The 18,760-nt window shown below is 63.7% G+C and carries 16 protein-coding genes; 2 read left to right on the forward strand and 14 right to left on the reverse strand.

What is annotated here, in order from left to right:
* Positions 1–55: 55 nt before the first annotated feature.
* The 3 genes from fliD to IB275_RS21585 form a co-directional block, all read right to left on the reverse strand.
* Positions 56–1,462 (reverse strand): flagellar filament capping protein FliD, encoded by a 1,407-nt coding sequence (gene fliD, locus IB275_RS21575; RefSeq protein WP_192291027.1) that lies wholly within the window; start codon positions 1,460–1,462, stop codon positions 56–58.
* Between the two features lie 101 nt (positions 1,463–1,563).
* Positions 1,564–1,902, reverse strand: coding sequence for a flagellar protein FlaG (locus IB275_RS21580; RefSeq protein WP_138215098.1), 339 nt, complete (start codon positions 1,900–1,902; stop codon positions 1,564–1,566).
* A 78-nt stretch (positions 1,903–1,980) separates the two neighbouring features.
* A complete protein-coding gene (locus tag IB275_RS21585) occupies positions 1,981–3,138 on the reverse strand; it encodes a flagellin N-terminal helical domain-containing protein (RefSeq protein ID WP_138215099.1) in 1,158 nt (385 codons plus the stop codon).
* A 224-nt stretch (positions 3,139–3,362) separates the two neighbouring features.
* On the opposite strand from IB275_RS21585, the gene IB275_RS21590 reads away from it, so the two are divergent.
* Together IB275_RS21590 and IB275_RS21595 are read left to right on the forward strand one after the other, a co-directional pair.
* Positions 3,363–4,994: a tetratricopeptide repeat-containing glycosyltransferase family protein gene (locus tag IB275_RS21590; protein ID WP_192291029.1), complete on the forward strand. Its 1,632-nt coding sequence runs from the start codon at positions 3,363–3,365 to the stop codon at positions 4,992–4,994.
* A gap of 56 nt (positions 4,995–5,050) precedes the next feature.
* Positions 5,051–6,631 carry a class I SAM-dependent methyltransferase gene (locus IB275_RS21595; RefSeq protein WP_138215101.1) on the forward strand — a complete coding sequence of 527 codons (1,581 nt, stop codon included), beginning with the start codon at positions 5,051–5,053 and terminating at the stop codon, positions 6,629–6,631.
* 239 nt (positions 6,632–6,870) lie between these two features.
* Here the strand turns inward: IB275_RS21595 and IB275_RS21600 are convergent, their stop codons facing one another.
* The 11 genes from IB275_RS21600 to flgC form a co-directional block, all read right to left on the reverse strand.
* On the reverse strand, positions 6,871–7,521 hold the full coding sequence (locus IB275_RS21600; protein WP_192291031.1) for a class I SAM-dependent methyltransferase: 651 nt from the start codon (positions 7,519–7,521) through the stop codon (positions 6,871–6,873).
* A 50-nt stretch (positions 7,522–7,571) separates the two neighbouring features.
* On the reverse strand, positions 7,572–9,167 hold the full coding sequence (locus IB275_RS21605; RefSeq protein ID WP_225601595.1) for a flagellar hook-associated protein 3: 1,596 nt from the start codon (positions 9,165–9,167) through the stop codon (positions 7,572–7,574).
* 10 nt (positions 9,168–9,177) lie between these two features.
* Positions 9,178–11,175, reverse strand: coding sequence for a flagellar hook-associated protein FlgK (gene flgK / locus IB275_RS21610; RefSeq protein WP_192291033.1), 1,998 nt, complete (start codon positions 11,173–11,175; stop codon positions 9,178–9,180).
* A gap of 34 nt (positions 11,176–11,209) precedes the next feature.
* Positions 11,210–12,448: a flagellar assembly peptidoglycan hydrolase FlgJ gene (flgJ, locus tag IB275_RS21615; RefSeq protein ID WP_192291035.1), complete on the reverse strand. Its 1,239-nt coding sequence runs from the start codon at positions 12,446–12,448 to the stop codon at positions 11,210–11,212.
* A 10-nt stretch (positions 12,449–12,458) separates the two neighbouring features.
* Complete coding sequence (locus IB275_RS21620; RefSeq protein ID WP_405307456.1) at positions 12,459–13,610, reverse strand: flagellar basal body P-ring protein FlgI; 1,152 nt, start codon at positions 13,608–13,610, stop codon at positions 12,459–12,461.
* Between the two features lie 5 nt (positions 13,611–13,615).
* Complete coding sequence (gene flgH, locus IB275_RS21625; protein ID WP_138215105.1) at positions 13,616–14,308, reverse strand: flagellar basal body L-ring protein FlgH; 693 nt, start codon at positions 14,306–14,308, stop codon at positions 13,616–13,618.
* A gap of 181 nt (positions 14,309–14,489) precedes the next feature.
* Positions 14,490–15,275, reverse strand: a complete 786-nt coding sequence (gene flgG / locus IB275_RS21630; protein WP_138215106.1) for a flagellar basal-body rod protein FlgG — start codon at positions 15,273–15,275, stop codon at positions 14,490–14,492.
* A 56-nt stretch (positions 15,276–15,331) separates the two neighbouring features.
* Positions 15,332–16,075 carry a flagellar basal-body rod protein FlgF gene (flgF, locus tag IB275_RS21635; RefSeq protein WP_045212145.1) on the reverse strand — a complete coding sequence of 248 codons (744 nt, stop codon included), beginning with the start codon at positions 16,073–16,075 and terminating at the stop codon, positions 15,332–15,334.
* 188 nt (positions 16,076–16,263) lie between these two features.
* Complete coding sequence (gene flgE / locus IB275_RS21640; RefSeq protein WP_081519257.1) at positions 16,264–17,571, reverse strand: flagellar hook protein FlgE; 1,308 nt, start codon at positions 17,569–17,571, stop codon at positions 16,264–16,266.
* 27 nt (positions 17,572–17,598) lie between these two features.
* Positions 17,599–18,297, reverse strand: coding sequence for a flagellar hook assembly protein FlgD (flgD, locus tag IB275_RS21645; protein WP_192291037.1), 699 nt, complete (start codon positions 18,295–18,297; stop codon positions 17,599–17,601).
* Positions 18,298–18,313: 16 nt separating this feature from the next.
* Positions 18,314–18,757 carry a flagellar basal body rod protein FlgC gene (gene flgC / locus IB275_RS21650; RefSeq protein ID WP_045212156.1) on the reverse strand — a complete coding sequence of 148 codons (444 nt, stop codon included), beginning with the start codon at positions 18,755–18,757 and terminating at the stop codon, positions 18,314–18,316.
* Positions 18,758–18,760 lie beyond the last annotated feature (3 nt).

Genomic DNA, 18,760 nt, shown 5'->3' on the forward strand with positions numbered 1-18,760 from the left:
CTGGCGTACTGCCGCACGACCCCGCCGCAGAGCGGCGCGGCCTGCGGCAGCGGCATCAGCTGTCGGAGCTGCTGGACTTGTTCAGCGCGTTGAGCGTGGTCAGCACACTGGACTTGGTGGCATTGAGCTGAGCGACCAGGGAGTCCATGGCGTTGTACTTGGCCATGAGCGTGGTAGTCAGCTTGTCCATGCGATCGGTCAGCTTGGTCTGCTGATCCGCCAGGTCGCTGAGGGTGCCGTTCAGCGCCGAAGTGCGCTGATCGAGCAGGCCATTGGTCTTGGTATACGCGTCGAGGTTGCCGCTCATGCGCGAGAGCAGTCCACCGGAACCGGTGAAGAAGCCCTGCACCGAGGCGAAATTCTGTTCCAGCGCCTTGTCCAGCTTGTCGCTGTCTACTGCCAGGGTACCGTCGGTCTTGGTCGAAATACCCAGCTGCGACAGCAGTTTGATGCTGCCGCCTTCGGTAGAGGAGCCGACCAGCTCGCTGCGCATGGTATTTAGCAGCGTACGCGTCATGGCGTCACTGGCCAGCGAGGCCGCCGAGGTGGTCGGATTGCCGTCGGCGTCAGTGGTGTTGGTGATCTTGGTCAGCGAATTGATCGAGGTCATCAACGCGTTGTAGGCATCGACGAAAGACTGGACCGAGGTCTTCAGGCCATCGGTGTTGGTATCCACCGTGACGGTGGACTTGCCCTCGTCGACCAGATCGAATTCGACGCCACTGATGGCGCTGGTGATCTTGTTCACCGAGCTGCTCATTTCCAGGCCGTCGATGGTGTAGCTGGCGTTCTTCGCCGGCTCGTCGACATAACCGCCGGTCGTGGCGGAGGCCTTGGTGCCGGCGCCGTCGATCTTGAGCACACCCAGACTCGAATCCCCGGTGGTGGCGATGCTGATGTCGCTGCCAGAACCGGTGACGCTGGAACCCAGCACCAGGCGGGGCCCGTTGGAGTCGGTGATGATGTTCGCGGTGAGACCGCTGGACTTGAGCTGGCTGTTGATGCTGTCACGGATGTCCGACAGGCTCGCGCCGGCGGCGACGCTGACCTTATAGGTGCTGCTGCCCTGAGAGATGCTCAGGGTGCCCGCGCCGAAGGTGGCCGCCTTGTCGATGTACTGCGTTGCCACCTTGGAGCTGGTGGCCAGGTTCTTCACCTCGATCTTGTACGTACCCGCTGCAGCCCCGGTACCCAGGGTGGCAGTCAGAGCATCGGTGTTGGAGCTTTTCACCGCCAGACCGGCAAAGGAATTGGAGCTGGAGTCGTTGAGTTTGCTCAGCGCTGTCTGGAAGGTCGACAGGGCGCTCTTGAGCGAACCGATACCGGAGAGCGTGGTATTGGTCGCGGTCTTCTGATTGGTGATCTGACTCTGTTTCGGCGCCTTCTGCGCGTTCACCAGCGAAGTCACGATGGAGTCGATGTCGTATCCCGACCCCACACCATTGATCGAAGTCCCGGCCATTTGCCTACCCTCCTGTCCAAATTTCTGGCGGAATTGACTCTACCGCCTGCGTCTATCAACGCTTCATTCAAGAATCGCGCCAGATCTTTCGCAATCTGAGATCAGGCACGTTCGCTGAACAGCAGATTACCCGCTTCCTTCAGGCTTTCTGCCAACTTGAGTGCAACTTCCGAAGGAATCTGCCGAATAACCTCGCCAGTATCCGAGGCCACAACCTTCACGACAGTTTCGCCACTGGCGTCATCGACCGAGAATTCCAGGTTGCGCTGCACCGACTGAGCCTGTTCACGCAGCCGGCTGACGGCTTCGTTCAGGCTGCGGCGGTTATTGGCCGGCGACTCCTTGGCGCTCTGCGGCAAGCTGTTGCCGCTGGCCGGCTTGCTGCCCGCGGCGGCGTTGTCGGCCGGTCGCAGGGTGTTGATTCCGAGGCTGGTATCCATCAGGTTTCACCCTCCACACGCAAAGCAAGAAAGGGCGCTGGGCGCCCTTCCTTCCGTTTATAGCCTTTCGGCAATCCCTTACTGGAGCAGCTTCAGGACAGCGGACGGCAGCTGGTTGGCCTGGGCCAGTACCGCGGTGGCGGCCTGTTGCAGGGTCTGCTGCTTGGTCATCTGCGCCGTTTCTGCGGCGAAGTCTACGTCCTGGATGGTGCTGCGTGCAGCGGTGGCATTCTCGGAGACGTTCTGCAGGTTGGAGATGGTGCTGTCCAGACGGTTCTGGATGGCGCCCAGTGCGGAACGCTGGGTGTCGATCTGCTTCAGCGCCGCATCGATCACCTGAGTGGCCTTCTGCGAATTGGTGGCATCGGAGATGTCCAGCTTGTCGACGCTGCTGTAGGAGGTGACGGCAGTCGCGGCAGCCAGGCCCAGGGTGGTGGCGATGTCGTTGCTGGCTGCGCCAGTGGTGACGTCGATGTCCTTGCCGGAGGTCAGGATCAGCTTGCCGGAAGCGTTGACGTTGGCCGACACGCCGGTGATGTTGGTGTTGATCGCGGCGGCGATGTCGTTGGCGCTGGCGCCCTTGGCGATGTTCACGGTGGTGCCGTTGATGGTCAGCGAGCTCGCAGTCGCCACGGTGCCGCCACTGCCGTTGGTGTCAGCAGTGATCGCAGCAGTACCGGTTTCGGTGGCCAGGACCGAGGTGCCTTTCAGAGCCGAGGCGCTCATGTCGCCCAGGGTGAAGCTCACGGTTTCGTTGGCGTTGGCGCCGACCTGGAAGGTCAGGGTACCGGTGCCGCCGGCGGTGCCGTCGAGCAGCTTGATGCCGGAGGTGCCGCCACCGAAGGTGGTGGTCTGGGAGATACGGGTCAGTTCAGCGGTCAGCGACTTGAACTCCTGGTTCAGCGACGCCTGGTCTTCGGTGCTGTTGGAGCCGTTGGCGGACTGCAGGGACAGTTCACGCATACGCTGCAGGATGTTGGTGGACTCCTGCAGGGCGCCTTCGGCGGCCTGGGCGATGGAGTTGGCATCCTGGGCGTTCTTCACAGCCACGTCGAGGCCTTTGACCTGGCTGGTCAGACGGTTGGAGATCTGCGAGCCGGCGGCGTCGTCCTTGGCGCTGTTGATACGCAGGCCGGTGGACAGACGGGTCATCGAAGTGGTCAGGGAGTTGGAGGCCTTGGTCAGGTTCTTTTGAACCGACAGCGAGGCGATGTTGGTATTAACGGTAAGAGCCATGACGAATTCCTCGTATTAGGGCTAGGTGGCCTCTCCTTGCCGCTATCAGATCCGAAATGGCGTGGAGAACCTTCGTTAGGGTTATCGTCGTCTTCGTCAATCGCTTTAGCCCTTTTTTCAAATTTCTTTTCATTCCCTCGAAATTCCGCGGCTGGCCCCGTTCTTGCTGGTAGCTCCCACGACGTCAAATTTGCGCCACCACACGCTACAGGCCCCGTCTCACTATGCACAACGCAACTCGCCAGAAACTCCAGCGTATCGTCGATGCCCTGAGGATTGCCGAGGACCGGCACGACATTCCCCAGCAGATCGCACTCTATGAAGAGCTGGTTCAGGAGAAGCCCGATCTCCCCCTGGGCCAGGCTCAGCTCGGCGTCCTCTACTGGGACTGTGGTGATCAACAGCGCGCATCCGGCCATTTCGAAAAAGCGCTGACGTATCCGCAGAACGACCACATAGACAGCCTGCTGTTCGGGCGCATGGCCAAGTCCCCCCTGTACACCGGTGATGTGGATCGTGCGAAGGCCTGGTATGACGCCAAGCCGAATTTCTGGCGCCTGCGCCTGTATTTCGAGAACCTCAATCGGGCCGAGCGCTTCGAGGACGCCGAGCACCTCCTGCTCGGCCTGCTCGCCGGGGCGCTGCCCAAGGACGGCCAGTTGCTGGCACTGCACATGATGGCGCAGGTCTACCTCTATACCGGCCGCACTCACGACAGCGTCGCCGCCTGCCAGGCGGGCCTGGAACTCGACCCCACCTGCGAACCGCTGATGTTCAACCTCGCGGTCGCCCAGGAAATGCTCGGCCGCTACCGCGAAGCCTTCCATGACTACAGCCGCGTGCTGAAGCTGGACCCGACCAACGACGAAACCCATAACAACCTGTCGCACCTGATGCTGCGCCTGGGCGAATTCGAAAGCGGCTGGCGCCATTACGAGTGGCGCTGGGGCACGGCGCTGAAGGACCAGCATGTGGACTTCCCCCTGCCCCGCTGGCAGGGCGAAGCGCTGGCGGGCCGCTCGCTGCTGGTGTGGCGTGAACAGGGTATCGGCGACCAGATCATGTTCTCCAGCATGCTGCCTTCGCTCATCCAGCGCGGCGGCAAGCTCAAGTACGAAGTGGAAACCCGCCTGGTCCCCCTGCTCCAGCGCAGCTTCCCCGACGTCGAACTGATCCAGCGCAGCCGCGTTCCAGTGCAGGAGAACGGCCGCGAGGTCATCAAGCTCGGCTGGCCAGCGACCGATTTCCAGATCCCCATGGGCAGCCTGGGCCTGCAGCTGCGCCCGTCCCTCGCGCACTTCCCCGACCAGGTCAGTTTCCTGCGGGCCGACCCGCAACGCAGCGAGCAGCTGCGCGCGGAGTATCAACGACTGTTCCCCGGCAAGCGCCTGGTTGGCGTTTCCTGGCGCGGCGGCAACAGCATCGGCAACCAGAAACAGAACCGGCGTATCCGCATGACTGAACTGGCGGCGCTGAAGGACCTGCCCGGCATCCAGCTGATCAACCTGCAATATGGCGACACCGCCAGGGACCGCGAGGAAGCCGCTTCGCTCGACCTGCACATCCATGACGATGCCAGCATCGACCCGCTGATCGATCTCGACGCCCAGGCGGCGCAGATCGCCGCGCTGGACCTGGTGATCAGCGTCGACAACACCACTGTCCACCTGGCCGGCGCACTGGGCACGCCCACCGTCGTCCTGCTGCAGATCAACCCGAACTGGCGCTGGGGTCTGAATGAAGGCCCCAGCTACTGGTATCCCAGTGTCCACCTGATTCGCAACCGTGAAGTCGGCCAGTGGAGCGGCGCCCTCGAGCGCGCCATACAACACCTGCAGACCAACGGCATGGTCTGAGCGACCGCCCCTCACTCTTTCCCGAACTGCCCGATACCGCGCCTGCGGAGGAACTCATGTCCACTAGCTACGAACAACGCTTTGCCCATGCCCAGCAACTGCAGAGCAGCGGGCAAGCCGCGGCCAGCATCGATGCCTACCGCGACCTGCTCCAGGAGTACCCCGACGAGCTGCCACTGCGCCTGACCCTGGCTGTGGCCCTGACTGAGCAGCGCGGCAGCGGTGACGAAGCCGCCGAGCACTTGCGCCTGGTGCTGCAGGCGGTTCCGGACAATGCTGCGGTGAACAGCCTGCTGGGCCGCCTGCTGGTACGCGACGGCAAGCACGACGAGGCCCATGAGTTCCTGCTCCAGGCCATCCAGCTGCAGCCGGAGGATCATGACGTACGCAATACCCTGGCGACGCTGGCGCTCTACCAGGGCCACCTCGAAGAGGCCTACCACTGGCTGGCCAGCCTTTCCACCTACCAGGCCAACGCCGATACCGCCGACCTGCTCACGCAGCTCGAGCTGCTGCAGGGCAAGCGCGCGCCGCAGTCCACCAGCCTGTTCGGCCGGGCTCGCGTTTTCGCCCGTTCCAGCCGCTCGGCAGACGGCCCGCCCGGCGCCAAGGCGATCATGGAGCAGAACCCGAGCCAGCGCGAAAGCCTGCTCAATGTCACCGGCTGGCAGACCATCGAGGCCGGCACCCTGAACCTGCAGGCGCTGTTCAACCCGCTGGAGATGGTGCGCAAGATCGCTCCGCTGTTCTTCGAGTCGGGCAGCGGCATCGTCTACGCCCCGCCCTATCAGCAGGTGCCCTACATCCGCATGGGCTACTGGTACTACCAGGGCTACCTGCAGTATCAGGGCCGCCACGCACCAGTGCTGATTCGACGTGCGGCCGTGCCGTCGCAGGCGGACGTACTCGAAGTCTTCGCCGAGCAGAACCTGCGCCAGCAACTGCAACTGGAAGATGGCGCCGAAGTACTGTGCTACCTGCGCAGCCCCGGCAGCGAAGCGGAAGATGACACCTGGCGCGACTGCAAGCTGGGGGTCTATGAAGACTTCTTCTCGCAGTCGCAGGTCTTTGGCGCCAACAAGGAACTGTACCAGGGCCACGAAGGCTGGGATCTGCCGGGCGTACGCCCTACCCTCCTGCGCATGGAGCGCTACGCGCTGGAAAAATGGCTCTCGCCCACCGACCGCGTGCTGGATATCGGCTGCAACATCGGCTGCTTCGGCATCGAAGTGGCGCAGCAGGTCGACAGCTATCTGGGCTTCGACAACAACGACTCGCTGATCCGCATCGCCGACCGCCTGGCGCAGCATCACAAGGTGGAGAACTGCGAGTTCCGCACCTGCACCTATGAAGACCTGCGCGCCAGCGAGCCAGGTCTGTTCGACGTGATCTTCTCCTTCGCCGTACACGTCTGGATCGGCAAGCCGATGCCCGACTACGTTGCCGACCTCAAGAACCTTCTCACCCCGGGCGGCATCGTGGTCATCGAAAGCAACGACATGCGGATGAACGACACTCGTTTCTTCGCCAACATGCGCCACTTCTACGAGCAGGGGTTCTTCCTGCTGTACCAGGGCCAGCTGATCGACGACGGTATCCACCAGCGCGGCTTCTGCGTGTTCAAGCGCCTGGACTGACATATCTCGGCAACGAAAAAAGCCCGGCTTTTGCCGGGCTTTTTCTTGGGCTCCTCGCAGGAGCGAGCTCATTCGCAGCTACGCCAACCTGCAAGAGCGCGCCATGCGCGCGATCGCGGGCATGGCCTGGCTCCTACAGGGGAAGCGCTTCGGCTGGCTGGACAGGTCTGCCCCTGCCCATTGCGCACGAACAAGAAAGCCTCCGCGCGGGAGGCTTTATCGTGGGCGTCGGTGGCGGCTCAGTTAGCGATGACAAAAGTCTCGCTGGCCTGCCACTGGTCACCGCTCCACTGCGGGAAGGCGGTAGCCTGGCGCCAGCCCGTGGAGCAGATCAGGCAGGTCGTGATACCGGGGAACTCCGGGGTGATGCAGTCGACCATGCCTTTCCACCACATCGGCTGACGCACGGTGATGTGGGCGTTCTCGCCATTGGGAAGCAGCGCCGCCGCCGAGTAGCAGGCGACGTTGAGGATCACCAGCTTGGTCGCGCAGGAATACAGGTCACGCAGCACACTCGGCACATCGGCAACGAAGATGTGCTCCATCACGTCGAAGGACACCACGCAGTCGACCTTCTGGCGCTCGTCGATGCCGCGCGCCGGCTCATAACGATAGGCCGCGTCGAGGTTGAAGTACTGCACCGCGGACTGGCCGTTGTCATCGAATCCGGCAAGATTCCAGTCAGACCCGCCGCAACCGTAGTCGAGGACGCTGCGCACGCCATGGCTCTGCATGATCTCGCGAATCTGCGGACGGAACGGGCGCAATTCGAAATCGCTGAAGGCGACTTCCACGTGCTGCTCGTCGCTGCGCTCATAGCCTTCGCGGGCCATCTGCCCGTACAGCTCAATCAGTTGGCGGCCCTTGGAACTGAAATTGATATCGCCCATGTACGTTTCTTCCGAGGTGGGGCCCGCCGTCGAGCGGCGAGCCGGATGAATCACAGTTTGTTGAACAGGCTCAGCTGGCTGATCCGCGCGAACGCCGCCTGGGCCGCCTCGAGCATGGTCTGCTGCAGGACCAGCTGCGAGGTCGCCGCGGCCATGTCGGTGTCGCGGATCGACGACTGCGTGGTGGTGTTGGTCAGCGCCAGGCTCTGGTTTTCCTGGTCGAGCACATCGATGGTATTGAGCCGCGCACCAATCGACGACTGGGTCGCCAGCACCTGGTCGCTGGCCTTGTCGAGGTTGGTGATCGCGCTGGCCACCATGTTGCGGATGGTCAGCTGCGCCTGCGGGTTGTTGGCGGTGGAGGTGTCCAGCGCCTTGCGCAGGTCGCCGATGGTATTGAGGATGTTCTGCCGCTCCGGAGAGCTGGCGGTGACGGAGAACTGGTCACCGGTCGCCGGGGCGGCGCTGATGGTCATGTCCACGCCGGCCACGGTCACCGTCTGCGGGAAGGTCGCGCCCACCGTCCCGGTGGACAGCGGCGTCGCGCCCTGGCTGGTGGGCAGCGCGTAGACCTCGTAGGCGGTGGCGCTGGTGAACTTGAGCTGCACGCCACTGCTGGGGAACTGCGTGGTGTAGTTGGTGCTGTTGCTCACTGTCGCGGAGGTGATCTGTGCCGTCGACGTGTTGGTGGCGCTGCGCTTGACCGACAGGGTGTCGGTCGCCGCTCCGAAGCTGAAGCTGTAGCCGCCCACCAGGCTGTCCATGGTGCTGGCGTCATCGGTCTTCTGCAGCGAGACATCGAGCTGGAACTGCGCGCCGCGGAAGTTGATGGCATTGCTGTCGGTGGAGGTCGCGTCATAGGTGCCATTGGTGGTGGCGTCGCTGGTGACGTCGTTGCCGTCCTTGTCGAGGATCTGGTACTGCGTGCCGCTGAGCACGTTCAGGGTGTAAGGCGCACCGTCGCGGAAGCTCGCGCTGTAGCTGCTGTCACTGGTCACCGTGCCCTGGGACAGGAACGCACGCTGCACACCATCGGCATTGGGGTTGCTGGCCAGGGAACTGGTGGTCCGGCTGGCATTGGCCGCCATCTCGAAGATGCTCCAGCCGTTGTCGTTGGTCGACATCGTCAGGTTGTCGGAGATTTGCAGCTTGAGGGTGCTCTGGTCACCCTGGTAGCTGAAGCTGCCATCGGCGTTCTGCACGAAGGGCTGCACGGTGCTCTTGCTGCCGGAGAACAGGTAGTTGCCGCTGGCGTCCTTGCTGTTCATCAGGGTCAGCAGCTGATTCTGGATCTCGCCCAGTTCATCGCTGACCGCGCCACGGTCCTCGTCGCTCAGTGAGCCGTCGCCGGCGCGCAGCGTCAGTTCGCGGGCGCGCTGCAGGGCAGTGGTGATGGAGTCGAGAACGCTCTGCTCCTGGTTCAGGCTGTTGGTCGCGGACGTCATGTTGCCGCTGTACTGCGTCAGCAGCGCCTGCTGCTGTTCCAGCTGCAGCAGACGCGCAGCGCCGACAGGGTCGTCCGCCGGGGTCTGGATGCGCGTGCCGCTGGAGATCTGCTCCTGCAGCTTGGCCAGGCTGGCATAGCCGCGGTTGTAGTTGTCGATATTCGAATTGAAGATCTGCGGGGTGGAAATTCGCACAACCATTTCAGCCTCCTCAGATGTTGTTGATCAGGGTGTCGAAGAGCGTCTGCGCGGTCTTGATGATCTGCGCGGAGGCCGTGTAGTACTGCTGGAACTTCACCAGGTTGGCCGCCTCTTCATCGAGGTTCACCGCTGACAGCGAGTCGCGACTGCCTTGCGCCTGGGTCAGCACCGCCTCGGTGGCGGTGGCGTCGAGCTTGGCCTGGTTGGCCGTGGCGCCAACGGTCTCGGTCAGGCTGCTGTACGCGCCAGTCAGGCTCATGCCGCTGCCACTGCCCGTGCCGCTGCCGACGGTCTTGGTGGTCTGCAGGTCGATGAGCTTCTGCGCATTGGTGTTGTCGGCATCGCCGTTGCTGTTGAAGGCCACGCCGAAGCTGTCGCCGTCCTCTGGATAACCGGCGATGGTGGTCTGGAAGCTGAACGACGGCGAGCCCGGCACGGTGATGCTGATGTCGTTGCTCTGGCCCGGCACGATGTTGCCGGTGCCCAGCGAGTTACCTGCCGAATCGTAGATCGTGTAGCCCTGGGTGCCGCCACTGGCCGCGTCGAACACCAGCTTCACCGGCAGGCCGGCCTTGATCGAGGCACCCAGCGCGGTGCCGTTGCTGGCATCCAGCTTGCTGGTCAGGGTGGTGCCGCTGATGGTGCCGCTGCCTTTGTTGCCAGTAGTGGTGCTGGCGACCACCGGCGAGGCGAACGCCAGGCGGTTGGAATCGGTCATGGTGACCGAGATGTCCGAGGCTGCGGTGCGGGTCGGGATCACCGTGAAGCGGTCGCCCGCCTGCACGGTACCGACGCTCTGCTGGCTGATGCTGAAGCCGTCGAATTCCTTGGGCGGGTTGTCGGTCAGGTCACCACTGCCCAGCACCGTGCCATCGGAGGAGCGCTTGATGGTGTAGCCGGTGGCTGAAGTGAAGGTCACCTCGTAGTCACTGGTGGTCAGCGCGCTGCTGTCGGTGATGTTGACGTTGAGGTTGCCGGTGCCGGTGTTGTGGGTGTTGGCCAGGCTGCGGTTGCCGATGACGCTGGCGTCGTTGATGTCCTTGAACAGTTCCGCGCCGAAGTTGCCGTTAAGGTCCAGGCCCTGGCCGAGCTGGCTGTTGAAGGTGTCGGCGAGGACGATTGCCATGCGCCCCAGTTCGTTCTGGGTGGTATCCAGCACATCGCTGCGGTAGCGCAGCAGGCCGCCCATCTGGCCACCGGTGACCACCGAGGTGACGTCCATGGTCGAGCTGCCGGAGCTCAGGCTCAGGCTGAATTGCGACGGGTTGTTGGCGCTCGGGCCGGCGGTCAGGGTGGAGGAATTGGCGCCCACCACCAGCGGCTGGCCGGAGCCCAGGTAGAGGTTGAGGCTACTGCCCTGCTTGACCACGCTCACGCCAATCATGTCGGAGAGTTGCAGCACCGCCTGGTCGCGCTTGTCCTGCAGGTCATTGGCGCTGGCGCCGCCGGCCTCGGCTGCGATGATCGCCTGGTTGTACTGGGCGATGGTCTTGGCCAGGTCGGTGACCTGCCCGGCCAGGCTGTCCATCTGGGTGTTGACGTAGCTGTTCTGGGTGCCCAGCTGGGTGGAAATCGAGTTGAAGCGCTGCGCCAGATTCGCGGCCTGGGTCAGCACCAGCTGACGCGAGGCGGCGTCGGTCGGCGTCGCCGCAGCGGTCTGCAGCGAGGCGAAGAAGTTCTGCATGACCTTGGACAGGCCGGTGGTGCTGTCGGACAGCAGCGAATCGATCTGGTTGACCTGGGACAGGTAGGTCTGCGCATCGCTGTTCACCGATGTGGAACCGCGCAGCTGGTTGGCCAGGAACTCGCTGTACATCCGGCGGACGTCCTGCACCGTGGTACCGGTGCCGACGTAGTACTGCCCCGCGAACTGCTCCGCGGAGGTCACCTGCGACGTCGTCTGGCGGGTATAGCCGGCCGTGTTGACGTTGGTGATGTTGTTGCCGGTGGTGCTCAGCGCCGCTTGCGAGGCGTTGAGGCCGGACAGTCCGATGGATAAGAGGCTCATGGTCTTTCCTTAGCGCAGTCCTTTGTACAGGGCTTCACAGTGTGCGAGTCGGGGTGTCGGCCATCGCGACGGTCTGGTACACCTGCATCTGCTTGGCGATCTGGTTCACCTTGCGCGCGTACTGCGGGTCGGTGGCGTAGCCGGCGCGCTGCAGTTCCTTCATGAACTGATCCGGACGCGCGGCGGAATCCAGCGCGCCCTGGTAGCGATCGTTGTTCTGCAGGAAGCTGACGTAGTCCTGGAAGCTTTGCTCGAAGGAGTTGTAGGCACGGAACGAAGCCACTTCCTTCACTTGCTTGCCTTGCTCGAATTCGGTGGTGGTGGCGCGGGCGGAGTCGCCCTTCCAGCTCGAACCGCTCTTGATGCCGAACAGGTTGTGGCTGCTGCTGCCGTCGCGCTGGGCGATCATCTTCTTGCCCCAGCCGGTTTCCAGCGCGGCCTGGGCCACCAGGTAACGCGGGTCGACACCGATGCGCTTGGCCGCGCGTTCGGCCATCGGCAGCATGGTGCTGATGAAGTCATCGGCCGAGGCGAACATCGACTTGCCCGGCTTGGTGGAGATCGCCGAAGTATCGATATCGGCCACCGGCACGGCGGTGTCGATCTGCTTCGTATAGGCCCGGCTACCGCGCCAGTCGTTGCTGGCCAGCTGCGCCGGCTGGTTGGCGGTGGATGCCACGGAGCTGTCGGCGCCGGGCACCAGGCCTGCCGCGATACGCTGGGCGAGCTTGCCCGGCAGCGCGAGGCGGCGGGCGTTCAGCGCCTGGCGATCATCACGGCCGGCTTCGGGTTGCGGCAAGGCCTTGCCGTTGGCGGCAAACACGCTCGGGGTCTTCTGCCGGTCGGAAGCCGCGGCGGTGGCCGCAGCGCTCTGGGTGCTGTCGGTGGCCGCCTGGCCGGTCTGGGCGAAGGGGTTGTTGCCGGTGTGGCGGACGCCCTGCATCTTCTCCATCTGCTTGACCAGCACGTCGGCCAGGCCGATGCCATGCCCCTGGGTGGCCAGGGACACGGACAGCTGATGGTCGTACATGTCCTGGTACTGCTTGGCCGCTTCGCTGTTCATCGGGTTGTCCTTGGCGAACACCTCGTTGGCCGAGCGCATGGATTTCAGCATCTCGTTCATGAACAGCGATTCGAACTCCTGGGCGACCTTGCGGATGTTCCCCGCGCTGTCGCGGTTCGCGCCGGTCTTCATCGCCGACAGGCGATTGAGGTCGGAGTAGGAACCGGAGTCGGTAGTGGAGGTACCAGCAGAAAGCAGTCGGGCGTCCACGGCGGCGTCCTCAGATCACGATCAGGTCGGCTTGCAGCGCGCCGGCCTGTTTCAGGGCTTCGAGGATCGCCATCAGGTCGCTGGGCGCGGCGCCCACCTGGTTAACGGCGCGTACGATTTCATCCAGCGTGGTGCCGGGGCCGAACTTGAACATCGGCTTGGCTTCCTGGTTGGCGCTCACGTTCGAGCGCGGCACCACGGCGGTCTGGCCGTTGGAGAACGGACCGGGCTGGCTGACGATGGGGTCTTCGGTGATGGTCACGGTCAGGCTGCCGTGGGTCACGGCGGCCGGCGACACGCGCACGTTCTGGCCGATCACGATGGTGCCGGTGCGCGAGTTGATGATGACCTTGGCGACGGCTTCGCCGGACTGCACTTCGAGGTTTTCCAGCACGGACATGTAGTCCACGCGCTGGCTCGGATCCAGCGGCGCGCTGACGCGCACCGAGCCGCCGTCCACGGCCTGGGCGACGCCCGGGCCAAGCAGTTCATTGATGCGGTCGACGATGTGCTTGGCGGTGGTGAAGTCCGGGCGGTTGAGGTTCAGGGTCAGGGTGTTGCCCTGGTCGAAGCCACTCGGCACCGCGCGCTCGACGGTGGCGCCACCGGGGATGCGACCGGCCGAAGGTACGTTGACGGTGATCTTGGAGCCGTCGCGGCCTTCGGCGTCGAAGCCGCCGACCACCAGGTTGCCCTGGGCGATGGCGTAGGTCTGGCCATCGATACCCTTGAGCTGGGTCATCAGCAGGCTGCCGCCGCGCAGGCTCTTGGAGTTGCCGATGGAGGACACGGTGATGTCGATGACCTGACCTGGTTTGGAGAACGGCGGCAGGTCGGCATGGATGGATACCGCCGCGACGTTTTTCAGCTGCACGTTGCCCGTGCCGGCCGGTACCTTGATGCCGAACTGCGCCAGCATGTTGTTGAAGGTCTGCACGGTGAACGGCGTCTGGGTGGTCTGGTCGCCCGTACCGTTGAGGCCGACGACCAGGCCGTAGCCGATCAGCTGGTTGTTGCGCACACCCTGGATGCTGGCGATGTCCTTGAGCCGCTCGGCATGGGCGGCCGGCACGGCGAACAGCGCGCAGAGCAGCAGCGCGCCGCCGAGGCGGAGCGGGCTGAGCAGGCCATGGGATACCTTGCGAACGGCAGTCATCGTCATCAACCTCAGAACGGGAACAGCGGGCTGAGGAAGAAGCGATCGAACCAGCCCGGCTGGCTCGCATCGGCGAACGCACCGGTGCCCGAGTAGGTGATGCGCGCATCGGCCACGCGGGTGGAAGCGACGGTATTGTCGGTGGCGATGTCGTCGGCGCGGATCAGGCCGGCGATGCGCACCAGCTCGTTGCCGGTGTTCAGGGTCATCCACTTTTCGCCACGCACGGCGAGAATGCCGTTGGGCATGACGTCGGCCACGGTGACAGTGATCGAGCCGGTCAGGCTGTTGCTCTGCCCGGCCTGGCTGTCGCCCTTGGCATCGCGCGAGCCGCCGTACTCGGCAGAAAGGCTGAGGTCACCGCCACCCACCGGGTTGTTGGTGGTCAGGCCGCTGCCGAACATCGAGGTCAGCCCCATCTTGGTATTGCTGTCCTTGGAGATGTCCGAACTGGCCTTCTTGCTGGCCTGGGTCTTCTCGTTGAGGGTGATGGTGATGATGTCACCCACGCGGAAGGCCTTGCGGTCGCCGTAGAGGTTGTTCTCGAACCCGGCCTGGTAGATCGACCCGTTGTTCTGGGCGGCCGGCGCGGGAGTGCGCGGCAGCACCGGAGCGTAATAGGGATCGTCCGGCTTGGGCGGAGGGCTCACGCACCCTGCCAACGCGGCGATGGCCAGCAGCGGAAGGAGGTGGGAACGGTTCATCTACAGCTACCTCTCGGGGAGAGCGACTACGGGATCACAGGTGGCCCAAGGGCCGGTTTATCCAACGACCGCGCGAGCTAGGTCAGGCAAGGCGAAATCGAATTTGGAAGCGGAGTTGGCTCCAGCCAATGAGCATTCCTAATTCGATTTCAACGCTGCATGGCCGACGCGCAGCCGGTCGTTATAGGTTCTGGGTGACGAAGGAGAGCATTTGGTCGGCGGTGGAGATCACCTTGGAGTTCATCTCGTAAGCGCGCTGGGTGGTGATCATGTTCACCATCTCCTCCACCACGCTGACGTTGGAGTTCTCCAGGGTGTTCTGCAGGGTGGTGCCCAGACCGTTCAGGCCAGGGGTGCCGACCTGGGGCGCGCCGCTGGCGGCGGTTTCCAGGAACAGGTTGTTGCCGGTGGCCTGCAGGCCGGCCGGGTTGATGAAGTCGGCGGTCTGGATATTGCCGATGATCTGCGGCGTGGCATTGCCGGCAACGGTGACCGAGACGGTACCGTCGTTGCCAACGGTGAAGGTCTGGGTTTCCGGCGGCACGATGATGGCCGGCTCCAGGGCATTACCGTTGGAGGTGACGATCTGGCCGTCGGAGTTCAGGTGGAAGCTGCCGTCACGGGTGTAGGCAACAGTGCCGTCCGGGGTCAGTACCTGGAAGAAGCCACGACCGTTGACCGCCATATCCAGCGGGTTGTCGGTGGTCTGCAGGCTGCCGGCGGTGAAGTTCTTCTGGGTGCCGACGATGCGCACACCGGTACCCAGTTGCAGGCCCGAAGGCAGCTGCGTGTCCTGGGTCGAGTTGGCGCCGGGCTGACGCTTGATCTGGTAGAGCAGGTCCTGGAACTCCGCGCGGTCGCGCTTGAAGCCCGTGGTGGACACGTTCGCCAGGTTGTTCGAGATGGTGGTCAGGTTCATGTCCTGGGCGGACAGACCGGTCTTGCTGACCCAAAGTGCCGGAAGCATGTCGTTCTCCTCGGGCGCCGGATTCGTGGCGCCTCGAACGGTTAATCAGGTTCTATTCAGCTGAATTGCAAAACACGCGCCATGGACTGGGAATCTTCTTCGGCGGTTTTCATCATCTTCACGTGCAACTCGAACTGGCGAGACAGCGCCAGGATCGAGGTCATCTCGTCAACAGCATTGACGTTGCTGGCTTCCAGTACGCCGGACTGCACGCTGGCATTGGCATCGACCTGGGGTGCGGGCTGGCCCGACTTCATGCGGATGAGGCCGTCGCTGCCCTTCTCCAGTTGCTTGGCATCGGGAGTCACGAGCTTGATGCGGTCGACGGTAGCCAGCGCATTGGGGTTGTTGCCCTGACCACGGATGGTGATGGTGCCGTCCTCGCCGATGTCGATCTTTTCTTCCGGAGGTATCGCGATCGGCCCGCCGTTACCCATCACCGGCATACCGTCGCTGGTGCGCAGCTGGCCGAGGGCGTCGATCTCCAGGCTGCCAGTGCGCACGTAGGCTTCGCCGCCATCCGGCGCCTGCACAGCAATCCAGGCATCGCCCTTGGCAGCCACGTCCAGGTCACGGCCGGTTTCCTGCAGGGAGCCGGTGGTGAAGTCGGTCGCCGGGCGCTCGCTCATGGCGAAGACGCGCGCCGGAAAGCTGTCGCCGAACACGGGCATGGCGCGAGCTTGCTCGAAGTCGCGGCGGAAGCCGGTCGTGGAGATGTTCGCCAGGTTGTTGGCGTGAGCCTGCATGGCTTTGGTGTTCTGGCTCGCGCCGCTCATGGCGACATACAGCATTCTGTCCAAGGCATTCCTCCAGTGCCGAGTCGGATTCCCGGCGGTGTTGGAGTGACTTCAGCAAAGGCTGTGCCAGAACTGCAGATCAAATCTCAAGATATTGATATTCAAGGGAATATCAAAAAATAAAGGCTCCCGAAGGAGCCTCGATGGCCGTCAGGCGGCGAAGGACTGCCGCCTGCGGCAAGGGGACGTCATCAACGCAGGTTGATGATGGTGTCGGAGATAGTGCTTTCGGTCTGGACGGTTTTGGCGTTCGCCTGGTAGTTGCGCTGCGCCACGATCAGGTTCACCAGTTGCGCGGTGAGGTCGACGTTGGAGTCTTCCAGGGTTCCCGAGCCGACCGAACCGAGGGTGCCGGAGGTGGGCGTGCCGATCACCGCCTCACCCGAGGCCAGCGACTGCTTCCAGCCAGTGTTGCCCACCGGGGTCAGGCCCTGGGTGTTGGCAAAGTTGGCCAGGATCACCTGGCCGATCACCTTGGACTGGCCGTTGGTGTAGGTGGCGTACATCTGGCCGTCCTCGGCAAACGACAGGCCGGACATCTGACCGGTCGCGTAGCCATCCTGGGTCACCGCCGTCACGGCGAAGGAGCCGTTGGTCTGGGTGGTCTTGGTCAGGTCGATGCTGATGCCGCCAGTGGTACCTGCCGCGCCGTTGGCTCCCCAGGTCACCGGGTTGGTGGTGGAGTCGGTGACGGCCGCCGGCGTCCAGCCGGTCAGGGTCATGGTGTTGTCGGCGTTGACGGTCATGCCGGTGGAAGTGATGCCCGTCAGCTGGCCGGCGCTGTTGAAGGTGATGTCGCTGCTCAGCGGCGTGGTGCTGGTCGGGGTCTGCGGGTTACGCCCATCCACCAGGGTGTACATGCTCCAGTTGTTGGCACTGTCCTTGACGAAGTAGTTCGTCATGGTGTGCGAGTTGCCCTGGGAGTCGTAGATGTCCACGGAGGTCGACCAGTTGTAGCTGTCCGAATCGGTGGCATCGAACGGCGTGGTAGTCGGCGTGGTGGCGTTGGAGTTCAGGCTCAGGGTCGAAGTGATCTTCGAGGTCGGGCTCGGCGGCTGGTTGGCGGTGTCGACCTTCAGGTCGGTGATCACACCATTGACGATGTTGCCGTTGCCATTGACGCCATAACCCTGCAGGCGATTGCCCGAGCCATCGACGATGTAGCCGCTGGCGTCGGTGTTGAAGGTGCCGTTGCGGGTGTAGACGCGGCTGCCGTTGTCGCTGGTCATGAAGAAACCGTTGCCGCTCACCGCCAGGTCCAGGCTGCGACCGGTGGTGCTCAGGTTGCCCTGGGTGAACTGCTGCGAGACGGCCTGGGTGACCACGCCGTTACCCACGGCGATGCGGCCGGTGCCGAGCATCGAGGAGGCGTAGAGGTCGGCGAACTCGGTACGCGAGGATTTGAAGCCGGTGGTGCCGACGTTGGCAATGTTGTTGCCGGTGACGTTCAGGTCCATCGACGCGGCGTTGAGTCCACTCAGGGCGGTATTGAAAGACATGTGTTGCTCCTGTGCCGAAACGCGGCGTTATTTTCCGATGGTCTGAATGCTGGAGGCGGAAACGGCGCCGATGCCAGCCAGGTTCAGGGACATTTCCCCGCCGTTCTGGCCCAGCGTGACGCTGTTGACCGTGGCCGGCAGGTAGGTGGTCAGGGCGGTACTGGTACCGTCCAGGCTGGCGCTGGCCTTGACGGTGTAGGTGCCGGCGGCCACCAGTTCGCCGCTGTCGTCCTTGCCGTCCCACTTGAAGTCGATGTTGCCTGCCTTCTGGCTGCCCATGTCGACGGTGCGGATCAGGTCGCCCGAGTCGTCGTAGATCTTCAGGGTCACGCCATCACCGCCGGACGGCATCACCAGGGTGCCGTTGACGCCGGCGCTCGGGTCATCGACCTGCACCTTGCTGGAGTTGACGATCACCGAGCGGCCGACCAGCGAGGAGGCCTGCAGGGCCTGCGACGACTGGAACGACGAATAGAAGGTGCCCAGGGTGGTATCCAGGTTCTGCATGCTCTCCAGGCTGCTGAACTGCGCCAGCTGGGAGACGAACTCGGTGTTGTCCTGCGGGTCCAGCGGGTTCTGGTTGTTCAGCTGGGTGACCAGCAGCTGCAGGAAGGAATCCTTGCCCAGCGCGCTGGTGCCAGTCTCGGCCGTCGACGAGCTCTTGGACCCGGCGTTCAGTGACGACAGGATCGAACTCGAAGCGCTGTTATCGGTATTGATGCTCATGCGGCGTCCTCTGCGCTTACTGACCCAGGGTCAGGACCTTCTGCATCATCTGCTTGGCGGTGTTCATCATTTCCGCGTTGCTCTGGAAAGAACGACTGGCGGAGATCATGTCGGCCATCTCCTCCACCACGTTGACGTTGGGGTAGTAGACGTAGCCGTCCTTGTCGGCGGCCGGATGGTTCGGCTCGTAGCGCGGCACCAGCGGGCTCTGGTCCTCGACCACACCCAGCACCTGCACGCCGGAACCGGCCTGGTCGGTCTCGCCGAACAGCGAACCCTGGTCGCCGCCCTGGGCGTTCTGCAGCATGGTGGAGAACACCGGGTGACGGGCGCGGTAGGTCTGGTCGATGCTCGAGGAGACGCTCTCGGCGTTGGCGATGTTCGACGCGGTGGTGTTCAGACGGGTGGTCTGGGCACTCATGCCGGTACCGGCGATGTTGAAGACACTGGCGAGCGACATGGC

It is taken from the genome of Pseudomonas sp. PDM21, assembly GCF_014852505.2.
GTDB lineage: Bacteria > Pseudomonadota > Gammaproteobacteria > Pseudomonadales > Pseudomonadaceae > Pseudomonas.

What these genes read in the sequence shown, in the direction of transcription:
- IB275_RS21595 (WP_138215101.1), top strand. Translation starts at nt 5,051, where the DNA reads ATGTCCACTAGCTACGAACAACGCTTTGCCCATGCCCAGCAACTGCAG.
- IB275_RS21605 (WP_225601595.1), bottom strand. Translation starts at nt 9,167, where the DNA reads ATGGTTGTGCGAATTTCCACCCCGCAGATCTTCAATTCGAATATCGAC.
- flgG (WP_138215106.1), bottom strand. Translation starts at nt 15,275, where the DNA reads ATGCTTCCGGCACTTTGGGTCAGCAAGACCGGTCTGTCCGCCCAGGAC.
- IB275_RS21600 (WP_192291031.1), bottom strand. Translation starts at nt 7,521, where the DNA reads ATGGGCGATATCAATTTCAGTTCCAAGGGCCGCCAACTGATTGAGCTG.
- IB275_RS21585 (WP_138215099.1), bottom strand. Translation starts at nt 3,138, where the DNA reads ATGGCTCTTACCGTTAATACCAACATCGCCTCGCTGTCGGTTCAAAAG.
- IB275_RS21590 (WP_192291029.1), top strand. Translation starts at nt 3,363, where the DNA reads ATGCACAACGCAACTCGCCAGAAACTCCAGCGTATCGTCGATGCCCTG.
- flgC (WP_045212156.1), bottom strand. Translation starts at nt 18,757, where the DNA reads ATGTCGCTCGCCAGTGTCTTCAACATCGCCGGTACCGGCATGAGTGCC.
- IB275_RS21620 (WP_405307456.1), bottom strand. Translation starts at nt 13,610, where the DNA reads ATGACGATGACTGCCGTTCGCAAGGTATCCCATGGCCTGCTCAGCCCG.
- flgK (WP_192291033.1), bottom strand. Translation starts at nt 11,175, where the DNA reads ATGAGCCTCTTATCCATCGGACTGTCCGGCCTCAACGCCTCGCAAGCG.
- fliD (WP_192291027.1), bottom strand. Translation starts at nt 1,462, where the DNA reads ATGGCCGGGACTTCGATCAATGGTGTGGGGTCGGGATACGACATCGAC.
- flgH (WP_138215105.1), bottom strand. Translation starts at nt 14,308, where the DNA reads ATGAACCGTTCCCACCTCCTTCCGCTGCTGGCCATCGCCGCGTTGGCA.
- IB275_RS21580 (WP_138215098.1), bottom strand. Translation starts at nt 1,902, where the DNA reads ATGGATACCAGCCTCGGAATCAACACCCTGCGACCGGCCGACAACGCC.
- flgE (WP_081519257.1), bottom strand. Translation starts at nt 17,571, where the DNA reads ATGTCTTTCAATACCGCCCTGAGTGGACTCAACGCCGCGTCGATGGAC.
- flgD (WP_192291037.1), bottom strand. Translation starts at nt 18,297, where the DNA reads ATGAGCATCAATACCGATAACAGCGCTTCGAGTTCGATCCTGTCGTCA.